The sequence below is a fragment of the Salipaludibacillus sp. CUR1 genome (genome assembly GCF_021028955.1).
In the GTDB taxonomy this organism is placed as follows: Bacteria; Bacillota; Bacilli; order Bacillales; family Salisediminibacteriaceae; genus Salipaludibacillus.
Map to the genome: position 1 here is coordinate 24,921 of NZ_JAIWPE010000009.1, position 12,206 is coordinate 37,126.

Consider the following 12,206-nt stretch of genomic DNA (forward strand, 5'->3'; position numbering starts at 1 on the left):
CCGCGGGCTGAAATCCCAGCTTCTATTTACAAAGAACACCGGAACAACAATAAATTTACAAGGGCTGTTCCGGTGTTTTTTAAGACTATTCGTTGGCGGCAGCTTCTATTTCTCTGTGATATGTTTTGCAATCAAAGATCCGTGATGTCTGCCATTTTCAATAAATATCTCATTTGCGTTATTCCCCGCAGCAATGACCCCTGCAATATAAATATTCTCCACATTGGTTTCCATTGTCTGAGGATTAAAGTATGGTCGTCCTGTTTCACTTTCTATGGGAACGCCCATTCCTTTTATAAATGTATGGTCAGGGTGGTAACCCGTCATGGCAAAAACAAAGTCTGCCGGGTAAGATTTTCTTTCCCCATTCTTTTCAACTACAATTTCATCTTTTTTTATCTCACTGACTGCAGTCCCAAAATGCATTTGTATAGCGCCGTTTCTTACTAATGCGTCAAATTCCGGAAGAATCCACGGTTTTACACTTGAAGAATAAGTGTCGCCCCTGTAAAAAACCGTGACATTAGCGCCGGCTTTCTCCAATTCCAGTGCTGCATCAACCGCTGAATTCTTCCCGCCTATAACAGCGACATTCTGATTGAAAAATGAGTGAGCTTCATGAAAATAATGAAACACATGAGACTGATTTTCTCCTTCTATTCCCATGTAGTTAGGCGAATCATAGTAGCCAGTTGCGATGACAATATTCTTTGCCTCATAAGTTTTGCTTTCGCCTGTCTTACGCAACGTTTCAAGATAGAACTTTTCATCATTTACCGGGTCTACTTTTTTAACTTCTTCAAAAGCATTGATTCTGATTTGTTTCTCTCTAACAACTTCCCGGTAATAAACCAGTGCTTCATTTCTTTTAGGTTTCCTTTCAGTACTGTAAAAAGGAACTCCGCCAATTGAAAGCTTTTCACTTGAACTGAAAAATTGCTGATGGGTTGGATAGTTATATAAAGAATGAACAATGTTCCCTTTTTCAATTACTAAAGGGGTATATCCTTCATTTTGCAGCTCAATAGCAGCCGATAAGCCGCAAGGCCCTGCACCTACTATAATAATATCTTCCTTTTGCATTCTTTCCACCTCGCTAGAAAAATCAAAAAGAACCCCTTTAAACGAGTAAAGGGATTCACCTAATACATATATCTTAACGAAAATTAATATTTAAATCCAGCCGCGGAACCTGCTCGCCTCTGCCATTTTTCGCACGCCCACCATATATGCTGCGAGTCTCATGTCCACTTTACGCGTGGAAGACACACGGTAGACATTATCAAAAGCTGTCACCATCACTTTTTCAAGCCTCTTCTCAACTTCTTCCTCTTCCCAGTAAAAACCTTGATTATTCTGGACCCATTCAAAATAGGATACTGTTACGCCTCCCGCACTGGCGAGAACATCAGGTACGAGCAGTACCTCCCGCTCACTCAGCTGCTTTGTAGCCTCAATTGTCGTCGGACCGTTCGCCGCTTCTACAATAATGTTAGCTTTTATACGGTTTACATTCTTTTCGGTAATTTGATTCTCAATAGCAGCAGGAACAAGAATATCACAATCCAACTCAAGAAGTTCCTCATTGGAGATCGTGTCTTTAAACAGTTTAGATACCGTACCGAAACTGTCCCTTCTATCAAGCAAATAGTCTATATCAAGCCCTTCTGGATCATGCAGACCTCCATAAACATCAGAAATCCCTACTACTTTAGCTCCCGCGTCATACATAAATTTAGCAAGGAAGCTTCCTGCATTACCAAATCCTTGGATAACAATTCTGGCCCCTTCTAGATTAATTCCTTTTTTCTTGGCTGCTTCACGGATGCAAATAGTAACGCCCTTTGCTGTAGCAGACTCCCGGCCATGGGAGCCTCCAAGTACAAGAGGTTTACCTGTAATAAAGCCTGGTGAATCAAATTCTTTCATGCGGCTGTACTCATCCATCATCCAGGCCATTATTTGAGAGTTAGTAAATACATCCGGAGCCGGAATGTCTTTTGTAGGGCCTACAATTTGACTGATGGCCCGGACATAGCCACGGCTTAAGCGTTCTATTTCAGGAAATGACATTTCTCTTGGGTCACACACTATGCCGCCTTTACCTCCGCCATAAGGCAAGTCAACAATTCCCGCTTTTAGGCTCATCCAAATTGATAACGCTTTCACTTCTGTCTCTGATACGTCAGGGTGAAAACGTACTCCCCCTTTTGTCGGGCCTACTGCATCATTATGCTGGGCTCTGTAGCCTGTAAATATTTTAATAGACCCGTTATCCATTCTTACAGGAATACGAACGGTCATCATTCGCAAAGGTTCCTTCATTAACTCATATACTTCATCAGGATAACCCAGTTTTCCTAATGCTTTATGAACAACCGTTTGAGTCGACTCAAGCACGTTCTGGCTTGAGTTTTGATTGTTTGCTTTTGTTTCAGCCTTTTCACTTTCTTTCATTGGTTTCACCCCTGAATTTATATATATAATTAAAATAATAAATGTTCTCTTCTATCTATTACTATAAAGAAGTCAGCACTTTTTTTCCACTGTCTTTTTATTTTTCCTGATTAATTTGTCACTTCTCTATCTTCATTTTTAAAATCAATATAAAATTAAGAAGCCTTTAATGAAAAGGCTTCTTAAGAAAAGTAATTATGAAGGTGTTTTACCGCCATAGAGGCAATAATGACTTTACCGTATTCTTCCAGTACGTGAGGCGAAATGTCAGTTTGGCTCGCAAATTCCCGTATAACAGAAGTGATGATTTTTCTGGTCTCAGGTTCGAAGTTTTCTTTTTCAAATTTCAAGAAATACGAACCTTTAAAATGATAAAGAGCTCCTTCGGAAATTTCCCGGGAGTGAAGAACTTTCGAAAGCTGGATGACATGTTCTATATCATTGAATTCGAAAATCAAAGCTCCTTCATGCTGCTCCAATCCAATCTGCCATTCAATGACGGGTTCTTCAAAATCATCTAACGAGTCTTCAGTTTTGGTCACTATTATGACCAATCCTTGGGCAGGTATGGAGAAGACTTCAACGACTACAGGGCCTTCGGGATCAAAATTAAGTTCCTCACTGGCTTCAGTAATCATGTCTTGAAACATTTCATCTATGACAGGCACTTCCGCCCAAGTTTTATCTGTGGTTATACCGCGTTTTTCGAGATCTTCATATGTTAAAAATATCTTCATCTTATCATAAGCCAGTCTTTCGAGGCGCATATACGTTCCTCCCTCATTCATGCCAGCGTTAATGAAAGAGATTTTCTCCCTTTCCGGTGACAGTGTTTAATGTAAAATATGACGGCTAACTTAAAAAGGTGCGCTATAAAGCCCAAGTTTCATCTCTTATAATCGGTTTTTCAGCCATTTCATCCACTCTTCTTCATTATCTCCAACTAATAAAGGTTCATAAAACTTTTTGCTAGATTGAGGTATGTTTTTTACTGCTTCTCCTCCGAGTCCGATAACCAAATCAGGAAATACTTCTGTTAACCCGTCAGTAAGTTTTAATGTATCAGTCAAATGTTCCGTAAGTGTACAGGAAATAATGACCATTTTCGGAGTTATTTCTTTCACTGCGTCAATTACATCGTTACCAGGTATACCGGCACCTAAATACACTGTTTCATAACCTCTTCTCCGTAAATAAAAGTTAAAAATTAATAAACCAATTTCATGCTGCTCATTAGGTCCGCAAACAGTCACAACTTTTGGAAGTAAACCATTTACAGGCAAATGCTGAAAAACCATTCCAATTCTTGTCCGAAGGAAAGAGGTGGAAAAATGCTCATGAGCAATAGTAATTTCGTTTTTTTCCCATTTATCACCAACTTCAATAAGGATACTTCCTAGTATATGGATAACAACTTTTTCAATAGAAAAAACATTAAATGCGTAATCGAGTAATTCGTTTGCTTTTCTCTCTTCAAATTTAAGTAACGAATGAAGAATATCTTCTTTTATATTTTCCATCTGATTGTTGTTTGCCGTTTCATCTTTTACCGTTTCAATCACATCTTGTTTATCAAGTAATTCCACAGCTTGTCCGATAGTAAACCCGTGGTTAACTTTATTCACAATCCATTTTAATACGTTTAACTGCTCATCTGTATAAAGGCGGTGTCCCGCATCATTTCTTATAGGCTCAATTAATTTATATCGTCGTTCCCACGCTCTAAGTGTGCCGGGATGAATACCAAGCATAGTTGAAATAGCTTTAATATTATATTTCCCCTGATGGTCAGGCATACGCGTCACCTACTTCTTCATTTTATACTTCTAAGCTTATTATAGTCTATTTGAGGTATTGTGCAACAATTGTTCAACATTTATAAACTCATTATACATTCTAAAGGAGAAAAATGTTTAAGAGCCTCCCCGGGTGAAAAGAGGCAGCAACACATATGAAAGAAAGGCCCCCTGGCAGTGAGCCAGTTTTACTAAAAGAGTTCCGGCCGGCATATAGCTGTACTAAAAACCGCTTTCTTCACTGTTTATATTATGAGGGGGCCGCTTTTTCAAGGTGAAAAGATGTATCTGTGGTTTGGCACCTAGACGGAAAGGTATTCCTGTTGTCCCAAACCCGTTGCTGATAAATACAGGAATATTGTTTTTCACTTTCCATCCGCCTTTTTCTCCCGCTGCCAATGGTCCAAGCCTGATTTGTCCTCCATGTGTGTGGCCAGACAGTACAGCTTCCACTTTCCGGTTAGAATTGAATAAAAGGTTTGCTGTTTCCGGGTTATGACTGACAAGGATGACTGGTTCGTTTGCATCTTGCAGTGCCTGGTTTATGTCAGCATGAAGTGTTCCTAAATCTTCAACTCCAGCAAGTGTCCATTTCGCCCCCGGGTGATCAATATAATAAGAAGAATTATTAAGCTGGTGAATATTATACTTATCCAATAATTGTTTTAACTTTTTTTCCCCAAATTCGTAATCATTATTCCCCCATACAAAGAAAGCTGTTCCTAAAGATGAGAGAAAGGATAAATTCTGGCTGATAATTTCTTCAGGAACTCCTTTTTCAACTGCATCGCCTCCAATAATAACAAAATCAACAGGCGGAAGTTTAGAAAACATGTCTTCTTTTATAAGCCGTTTATGTAAATCAGTAATAAAAAGCAGTTTTTGTGTATGTTCTATACCTGGAAGCATAATTTCCTCTTCAGTAATCACTAAACCTTTTGCTTGATAATAGGAATAAATAAAAATCAAAATTAAAACTGTCACTAAAAAAACAACTATAAACATGAGCAGCTCCTTTTTTTACTGCAAGTCTGATCTTAACGAATTTGATTCAGTATATCTTAAAATGTTTTAAACGACAATCATTTGAAAAGCTTTATCCTGAACTGTAGTGAAAGTCTAATTTTCCTGCATGGCAGAAGCAGACTGTTAGATATAAAAACGAGCCTGGGACAAAACTAAAGCCAGGTTTGTAAGACGGCCAATCATTCTATTCAGACATTTGATAAGGCGTGGGTAAGCGCCCGCCTGGCGGCCTGCAATCACTTCTTTTTCAAAAAAACAGCCGGACAAAATTCGAAAATTTTGTCCGGCTTTCTTTATGATTACTATTCTTTTGTCCTGCCTCTGATCAAAAAAGGAGCACCTTTTTCTTTCCTGTTTAACAGTCCTGCTAAAATAAACCGAGAGCTTTTCCACTTTCATCTACATCCATTTTAACCGCTGCTGGTTCTTTTGGCAGCCCCGGCATTGTCATAACATTTCCAGTAAGTGCTACTATAAAGCCGGCTCCTACTGAAGGTTTTAATTCTCGGACGGATATAATAAAGTCCTCAGGTCTTCCCAGCTTTTTAGGGTCGTCTGATAATGAATACTGCGTTTTAGCCATACAGACAGGGTACTTCCCCCAACCATTATCTTCATAAATTTTCATTTGTTTTCTTGCTTGCGGAGAAAATTCTACACCCTTAGCGCCATACACCCTTTTAGCAATAGATTCGACTTTTTCTTCGATGGACGTATTCAGCTCATACATGTGGGTAAAGTCCTTTTCACCCTCATCAATTTCTTTTACAACTCGCTCAGCCAGGGCTATTCCCCCTTCTCCGCCTTTTGCCCATACATCAGCAAGCTCTACATTAATGCCTTGGTCCTCGCACCAGGATTTTAAGGCATCAATTTCAGCATCCGTATCGTGGATGAAACGGTTTATAGCTACCACATGCGGCAAACCGAACGAGCGGATTGTTTCTACATGCTTCTTTAAATTAGCAAGGCCCTTTTTAAGTGCCTGAACATTTTCTTCTTTTAAATTGTCTTTAGGAACACCGCCGTGCATCTTCAATGCTCTGATAGTTGCTACTATAACGACAAGGCTCGGATCTATCTCCCCTGCCCTCGTTTTTATATCAAGAAACTTCTCTGCTCCTAAATCGGCTCCGAAACCTGCTTCAGTTACCACATAATCGCCCAGTTTAGAGGCCATTTTTGTCGCTATAACACTGTTGCACCCATGTGCTATATTAGCGAAAGGCCCACCGTGTATTAAAGCAGGGGTGTTCTCCAGCGTTTGAACGAGGTTAGGTTTCATAGCATCTTTTAATAATAACGTTAAAGCACCTTCAGCTTTTAAATCTTTCGCAGTAACCGGCTCATCTTTTTCAGTATAAGCAACTACAATTTTAGCCAGCCGTTCTTTCAGATCCTTAAGGCTTGTAGCAAGGCATAAAATGGCCATAATTTCAGATGCGACTGTAATATCGAACCCTGACTCCCTGGGAACGCCTTGTAAAGGACCGCCCAGTCCTACGACTACCTGACGGAGCGCTCGGTCATTCATATCGAGAACCCGTTTCCAAACCACTCTTCTGACATCGATGTTAAGTTCATTTCCCCGGTGAACATGATTATCAAGCATAGCAGCCAAAGCGTTATGTGCTGTAGTAATGGCATGAATATCTCCGGTAAAATGAAGATTGATATCTTCCATAGGGACAACCTGGGAATAACCACCGCCGGCAGCACCGCCTTTAATTCCCATAGTGGGGCCAAGAGATGGTTCTCTTAAAGCAATCATCGTTTTCTTGTTAATTTTATTTAAAGCCTGGCCCAATCCTACCGTAACTGTTGATTTCCCTTCCCCTGCCGGTGTCGGGTTAATTGCTGTTACAAGAATTACTTTTCCATCAGGCTCATCCTTTAATCTGTCCATAACTGATAAAGAAAGTTTAGCCTTATAATGGCCGTAAGGTTCCCATTCATCCTCTTTTAAGCGAAGGTCACTTACCAGTTCTTTAACTTTTACCATGCTGCTTGCTTGTGCAATTTCAATATCGGATTTAACATCCTGACCCATGTCATCACTCCTCTATCTGCTTTTAAAGTACATTTAAGTACATGAGATATTTTAACATCTTTTATCAATTTATAGAAGAAAGCGCTTTCCTTATTATTTTTTCTCCTCTTAATATTGCTTGTCTGTTGACTGGAATTAAATGGTCTTTTTTCGTGCCGAGCAGATAGGTTAAAGCAGACAAAAGACTTTCAGCTTTTAAAATACCCGTTTTAGTTATAAAAGCACCGAGAATCACCATCCCTGCAGTCCTCTGTTCATTTAATTCATTTGCTACAGTCAAGGCTGGTATCAGGTGAACAGTTATATCTTTTCTCCCGCTCTGCACGGTTACAAGATCTTCATTAATAAAAATTTCTCCTCCTTCTTTTACTGAAGGCTCAAACTTTTGGAATGAAGGATTATTCAGGGCAATGAGTGATGTCGGCCTGTCAATCACCGGGGAACCGAATTTACTGTCACTTATAACAACTGACACATTTGCCGTTCCGCCCCTTTGTTCAGGTCCGTAGGAAGGGAGCCAGGAAACCTCTTTCCCTTCTTTCATGGCAGCGTAGGCAAGCAGCTGCCCCATTGACATGACTCCCTGCCCTCCAAACCCAGCGATAATTAATTCCTGTTTCATTATACCCCCTCCCTTTCCTTCCGGATATCTTTATAAATCCCTAATGGATAATATGGGATCATTTCATCCCGCACCCAATCTAAAGATTCTTCGGGGGTAAGGCCCCAATTAGTTGGACAAGTCGATAAAACTTCTATTAAAGAAAACCCTTGCTGTTTTTCCTGTGTTTCAAAAGCTTTACGAATAGCTTTTTTTGCTTTAATGATATGAGGAACATTATGAGTAGAAACTCTTTCTATATAAGTGCTGCCATCAAGAGTAGCCAGCATTTCGGAGACCCTTATAGGAAGCCCTTGGGCACGAGGCGTTCTGCCCCCCGGAGAAGTAGCTGTTTTTTGCCCTATTAATGAAGTTGGAGCCATTTGCCCCCCTGTCATTCCGTAAATAGCATTATTAACAAAAATTACAGTTATGTTCTCGCTTCGTGCGGCGCTGTGCACAATCTCTCCCATGCCTATAGAAGCAAGATCTCCGTCTCCCTGATACGTAAAGACCAGCCGGTCATCCGGCAGAACCCTTTTAATCCCAGTAGCTACTGCTGGGGCCCGTCCGTGAGCGGCCTGAGTCATGTCACAATTAAAATAGTCATAAGCCAATACTGAACAGCCTACCGATGCGACTCCTACGGTTCTCTCCAATGCCCCGAGTTCCTCAAGCGTTTCAGCCACAAGCCTGTGAATAATCCCGTGAGTACACCCGGGACAATAGTGGGTTTCATTGTCTTTTAAACCTTCTGTTCTTTCAAAGACAGTTTTCATCAGGCAGTCACTCCTTTTCCAAGCTTCTTAATAGCTTCATAAATCTCTTCCACTGAAGGGATGACGCCTCCTGTTCTTCCGTAGAAGCTTACCGGGGTTTTGCCTTCAACTGCAAGCCTGACATCTTCTACCATCTGCCCTGCACTCATTTCCACAGCAAGAATTCCTTTAACGTCTTCACTTATACGGGAAATTACTTCACTGGGAAAAGGCCATAAAGTGACCGGGCGGATAAGGCCGATTTTCATTCCTTCTTCCCTCGCTTTTTCAATGGCGCTTTGCACCATTCTGGCAACTGTTCCATAGGCTATAACGATGTGTTCCGCATCTTCTGTATATAATGATTCCACCTTAATTTCCTGCTTTTTTATCTTGCTGTATTTTTCCTGAAGCCGATTATTTCTCTCTTCAAGTTTAATATCACTCAAATCTAATGAGGTAATCACTCTTGGAGGACCGTCTCCTTCTGTACCGGAAGTTGCCCACTCTTTCTCTTTAAATTCCTTTTCTTTTATGTCTCTGAATTCTACCGGTTCCATCATTTGCCCAAGCATACCGTCACCGAGCAGAATAACCGGAGTTCTATAGTCGTCTGCTATTCTAAATGCTTCAGAGGTCAGTTCAATAATTTCCTGAAGCGTACTTGGCGCCAGAACAGGTGTATAATAATCACCGTGGCCGCCTCCTTTAGTCACCTGAAAGTAATCAGATTGAGCAGGCTGAATATTTCCAAGGCCTGGCCCGCCTCTTCCGATATTTACAATCACCGCCGGCAATTCAGCCCCTGCCAGGTAAGAGATTCCTTCCTGCTTTAAACTGAATCCTGGACTGGATGAAGACGTCATTACTCTGACACCGGCAGATGCCGCCCCATAAACCATATTGATAGCAGCCACTTCACTCTCAGCCTGCAGGAAAAGGCCATTGACTTCAGGAAGCCTTTTTGCCATATATGCGACCAGTTCACTTTGAGGTGTAATGGGATAGCCAAAAAAATAAACGCACCCGGCATGTATAGCCGCTTCACCAATCACTTCATTTCCTTTCATTAATACTTTCCCCATAAGATCCCCTTCTCTCATTTATGATGCTTTTCTTTTTTTTCGCTCAGGACGTTTTATTGTTATTACTGCATCAGGACAAATAATCGCACAGGCAGAGCAGCTGGTGCATGCTTCCTGGTCAACTGCTTCAGCAGGCTGATACCCTTTTTTATTAACCTTTCCAGATAACTTAATAATTTCCTGAGGGCATACATTTACACAAAGTGAGCATCCTTTGCACCTTTCTTCTCTAAAAGTTACTCTCATTAAATTTCCCCTCCTTTTTAGATCACTGCTGCCAAGGTGGCACGAGTTTGCGGCTAAACAGAAAAACATTGTTAAGTGATTCACATAATGATTTCTCTTTTAAAGACCAATACTCCTTTTTTTCGAGCATGTTGTAAACCAGCGGAATAGCCAATTCCTGCCCGACTTCTTTACAAACAGCGGCCGACCGCAAATAGTCCTCTGCAGTCATTTCACCCCCGCCTAAATGCGTATTATTTATCAAGCCTGTCACTTTAAGCCTTGAACTTCTTTCCACTCCCCTGATAGCTGAAATAATCCCTTCTACAGAAGAAACATGCGGTCTGTTAAGGTTAACAACAAATAAAAAATCATAGCCCCGTTCTTTTAATAGTGAAGAAAACTGCCCCAGTACGGCACCTCCGTCGGCATCACCGCCCACATCTAAAATAAGGTTAGCTGAATAGTCTTTAAGCCTGGCAGTTATTTCCCCGGTTACTATCGGCAAATCGGCTTTCATCAATTTGTTATCCGGTGCTACAAGCCTGATCCCTTCCTCAGCTAATTTATCTTTATAATCCCTCGACCGGAAATAGGGATTTATAATATCCAGATCACATAAAAACGTGCGGTTTAGCCTGCGGCTTAATTCAATTGATTTCTCTATGGCAAATTCTGTTTTGCCGCTCCCGTAATGCCCCGTCACAATTAAACACTTCTCCTCCAAATAATCTCCCCCTCTCCTGCTCCCTTCATTATAATCTGATGTTGAAAACGCTTTCAATATAGTTGAAGTTTTATTCATAAAAACGTTAAAAATAGGTGAAATTTTTTAAATATTTTTCAATAAAAAAGCACCTTTTATCAGGCGCTTAAGAAAATACTGATATTTTCGGTCTAGTTGAACTTTTGGAGCATATTAAGCCATTTATCTACAGGGACATTGTCTAATTTTTTTAAAAGTTCGTTTACTTCTTTACTTTTCAAATCTCCCGCAAGTACAACCTCAACCGTCTGGTTAACATCAAGAATTACTGCTCTTACTCTTAAAACTTTTGTAAGCAAAGCTATGATGACTGCAATCTGCTGTGGTGTTAAGGCCTTAATCTCCTCGTTAATAAATGTATTTTTTCTGAAAGCTTGTTTTTTATCCGTATTCATCCCTTTCTCCCAGTTTCCCACTAGAACCACACCTTAAATAAATTAAACAATTTTTAAGAAAGTAAAAGAACGTCCGGTATACCAGCCTCTTCAATTCCGTTTCCAATGCCCAAAATAAACGATATTATAATAACAAGCAGCACCACTGTCAATATAGGGTCCAGTCTTGTTCCTTTAAGATCTTCCACCACCATCACCTCTCATCTTCGTCTCCATATTATATGAAAGGGAGTCCTTTTCGTTGAAGAAACTTTTCTGAGTTTATGAAAAACCCGTTGAAAATAATTACTCCATTCGATATAATAAATGTATCAGAATATTCTGTCTTTTGGAGGTGGAGATACTGTTGAGTATTATCACATGTAAAAAACAGTTTCTTGTCACTGATGAAGATTTTTTAGAGTTAAAAAAATTGGGATTGCCGATTGAAGTTTTCTGTCCAGTCTTATGTAAAACTGTCGCGTTTGGTTTTTTGGAAAACTGGGATTTAAATCATGCCCGTGTAAGCGGGAACCAGTTTGCGAGAGAGGAAGTTATTTTTTTCGGATAAGAATAAATCGAGGTCTAAATGACCTCGATTTATTTATGGTATAAGTTTATATTATGTTTTTGCTTTAATTCGCTGAAAAGTTCAGCCCGTTCTTCCCATGCTTCGGGGGATGACCATATTTCGGATGCCCTGTCAATAATATCTTCTTTTAAAAGGTCATAATCTTTTTCAGCTTTTTCATATTTATATTTTTCATTTTGCAGAATGGCATAACTCAGTCCAATAATCAGCATAAACATTAAAACTATGGGATCGGCTATGAGATTCAATAAGAAAGCAGATTCCATTTGCGTCATCCGGGACCATTGATAAATCACATACATGACGAGAACACCGGCACACAGTAAAACCGCAGTCCCTGCCCGAATAACTCTTTTTTCTGAAACTGTCTCCTTTTCCTTTGCTTTAATAACCGCTTCAATTAAGTACTCATCAACTTTTTTAAAGTCCGCCCCTTTACTTTCATCCAACCTGTCCACCTCCTTCATTAAAAACAT

15 protein-coding genes are annotated in these 12,206 nt (G+C 40.1%); 1 reads left to right on the top strand and 14 read right to left on the bottom strand.

Annotated elements, in window-relative coordinates; translation table 11 throughout:
- Positions 1 to 105: 105 nt before the first annotated feature.
- The 13 genes from K8O68_RS01225 to K8O68_RS21375 form a co-directional block, all read right to left on the bottom strand.
- Positions 106 to 1,083 carry a YpdA family putative bacillithiol disulfide reductase gene (locus tag K8O68_RS01225; protein ID WP_230895116.1) on the bottom strand — a complete coding sequence of 326 codons (978 nt, stop codon included), beginning with the start codon at positions 1,081 to 1,083 and terminating at the stop codon, positions 106 to 108.
- A gap of 90 nt (positions 1,084 to 1,173) precedes the next feature.
- Positions 1,174 to 2,457 carry a Glu/Leu/Phe/Val family dehydrogenase gene (locus K8O68_RS01230; protein ID WP_230895117.1) on the bottom strand — a complete coding sequence of 428 codons (1,284 nt, stop codon included), beginning with the start codon at positions 2,455 to 2,457 and terminating at the stop codon, positions 1,174 to 1,176.
- Between the two features lie 182 nt (positions 2,458 to 2,639).
- Positions 2,640 to 3,224 carry an adaptor protein MecA gene (locus tag K8O68_RS01235; protein WP_230895118.1) on the bottom strand — a complete coding sequence of 195 codons (585 nt, stop codon included), beginning with the start codon at positions 3,222 to 3,224 and terminating at the stop codon, positions 2,640 to 2,642.
- Positions 3,225 to 3,350: 126 nt separating this feature from the next.
- Positions 3,351 to 4,253: a MerR family transcriptional regulator gene (locus K8O68_RS01240; protein WP_230895119.1), complete on the bottom strand. Its 903-nt coding sequence runs from the start codon at positions 4,251 to 4,253 to the stop codon at positions 3,351 to 3,353.
- A gap of 222 nt (positions 4,254 to 4,475) precedes the next feature.
- Entirely contained in the window at positions 4,476 to 5,258 is a 783-nt protein-coding gene (locus tag K8O68_RS01245; RefSeq protein ID WP_230895120.1) for a metallophosphoesterase, read from the bottom strand.
- A 388-nt stretch (positions 5,259 to 5,646) separates the two neighbouring features.
- On the bottom strand, positions 5,647 to 7,329 hold the full coding sequence (locus K8O68_RS01250) for a formate--tetrahydrofolate ligase (RefSeq protein WP_230895121.1): 1,683 nt from the start codon (positions 7,327 to 7,329) through the stop codon (positions 5,647 to 5,649).
- A 64-nt stretch (positions 7,330 to 7,393) separates the two neighbouring features.
- On the bottom strand, positions 7,394 to 7,951 hold the full coding sequence (locus tag K8O68_RS01255) for a 2-oxoacid:ferredoxin oxidoreductase subunit gamma family protein (protein WP_230895122.1): 558 nt from the start codon (positions 7,949 to 7,951) through the stop codon (positions 7,394 to 7,396).
- Positions 7,951 to 8,709, bottom strand: coding sequence for a thiamine pyrophosphate-dependent enzyme (locus K8O68_RS01260; RefSeq protein ID WP_230895123.1), 759 nt, complete (start codon positions 8,707 to 8,709; stop codon positions 7,951 to 7,953). Before K8O68_RS01260 ends, K8O68_RS01255 begins: the two co-directional genes overlap by 1 nt.
- Positions 8,709 to 9,773: a 3-methyl-2-oxobutanoate dehydrogenase subunit VorB gene (locus tag K8O68_RS01265; RefSeq protein WP_230895124.1), complete on the bottom strand. Its 1,065-nt coding sequence runs from the start codon at positions 9,771 to 9,773 to the stop codon at positions 8,709 to 8,711. The genes K8O68_RS01260 and K8O68_RS01265 overlap by 1 nt, the downstream gene beginning before the upstream one ends.
- Positions 9,774 to 9,791: 18 nt before the next feature.
- Positions 9,792 to 10,019 (bottom strand): 4Fe-4S dicluster domain-containing protein, encoded by a 228-nt coding sequence (locus K8O68_RS01270; RefSeq protein ID WP_230895125.1) that lies wholly within the window; start codon positions 10,017 to 10,019, stop codon positions 9,792 to 9,794.
- 22 nt (positions 10,020 to 10,041) lie between these two features.
- Positions 10,042 to 10,725 (bottom strand): hypothetical protein, encoded by a 684-nt coding sequence (locus K8O68_RS01275; protein WP_230895126.1) that lies wholly within the window; start codon positions 10,723 to 10,725, stop codon positions 10,042 to 10,044.
- 170 nt (positions 10,726 to 10,895) lie between these two features.
- Entirely contained in the window at positions 10,896 to 11,159 is a 264-nt protein-coding gene (locus K8O68_RS01280; RefSeq protein WP_230895127.1) for a hypothetical protein, read from the bottom strand.
- Positions 11,160 to 11,212: 53 nt separating this feature from the next.
- Positions 11,213 to 11,347: a hypothetical protein gene (locus K8O68_RS21375; protein ID WP_255716930.1), complete on the bottom strand. Its 135-nt coding sequence runs from the start codon at positions 11,345 to 11,347 to the stop codon at positions 11,213 to 11,215.
- Between the two features lie 158 nt (positions 11,348 to 11,505).
- Between K8O68_RS21375 and K8O68_RS01285 the strand changes: the two genes are divergently transcribed.
- Positions 11,506 to 11,709, top strand: a complete 204-nt coding sequence (locus K8O68_RS01285; protein WP_230895128.1) for a hypothetical protein — start codon at positions 11,506 to 11,508, stop codon at positions 11,707 to 11,709.
- 29 nt (positions 11,710 to 11,738) lie between these two features.
- Here K8O68_RS01285 and K8O68_RS01290 read toward each other — a convergent pair whose 3' ends face one another.
- Positions 11,739 to 12,179 carry a DUF2663 family protein gene (locus K8O68_RS01290; RefSeq protein WP_230895129.1) on the bottom strand — a complete coding sequence of 147 codons (441 nt, stop codon included), beginning with the start codon at positions 12,177 to 12,179 and terminating at the stop codon, positions 11,739 to 11,741.
- Between the last annotated feature and the right edge of the window lie 27 nt (positions 12,180 to 12,206).

What these genes read in the sequence shown, in the direction of transcription:
- K8O68_RS01240 (WP_230895119.1), bottom strand. Translation starts at nt 4,253, where the DNA reads ATGCCTGACCATCAGGGGAAATATAATATTAAAGCTATTTCAACTATG.
- K8O68_RS01280 (WP_230895127.1), bottom strand. Translation starts at nt 11,159, where the DNA reads ATGAATACGGATAAAAAACAAGCTTTCAGAAAAAATACATTTATTAAC.
- K8O68_RS01260 (WP_230895123.1), bottom strand. Translation starts at nt 8,709, where the DNA reads ATGAAAACTGTCTTTGAAAGAACAGAAGGTTTAAAAGACAATGAAACC.
- K8O68_RS01270 (WP_230895125.1), bottom strand. Translation starts at nt 10,019, where the DNA reads ATGAGAGTAACTTTTAGAGAAGAAAGGTGCAAAGGATGCTCACTTTGT.
- K8O68_RS01265 (WP_230895124.1), bottom strand. Translation starts at nt 9,773, where the DNA reads ATGGGGAAAGTATTAATGAAAGGAAATGAAGTGATTGGTGAAGCGGCT.
- K8O68_RS01250 (WP_230895121.1), bottom strand. Translation starts at nt 7,329, where the DNA reads ATGGGTCAGGATGTTAAATCCGATATTGAAATTGCACAAGCAAGCAGC.
- K8O68_RS01225 (WP_230895116.1), bottom strand. Translation starts at nt 1,083, where the DNA reads ATGCAAAAGGAAGATATTATTATAGTAGGTGCAGGGCCTTGCGGCTTA.
- K8O68_RS01235 (WP_230895118.1), bottom strand. Translation starts at nt 3,224, where the DNA reads ATGCGCCTCGAAAGACTGGCTTATGATAAGATGAAGATATTTTTAACA.
- K8O68_RS01245 (WP_230895120.1), bottom strand. Translation starts at nt 5,258, where the DNA reads ATGTTTATAGTTGTTTTTTTAGTGACAGTTTTAATTTTGATTTTTATT.
- K8O68_RS01255 (WP_230895122.1), bottom strand. Translation starts at nt 7,951, where the DNA reads ATGAAACAGGAATTAATTATCGCTGGGTTTGGAGGGCAGGGAGTCATG.
- K8O68_RS01230 (WP_230895117.1), bottom strand. Translation starts at nt 2,457, where the DNA reads ATGAAAGAAAGTGAAAAGGCTGAAACAAAAGCAAACAATCAAAACTCA.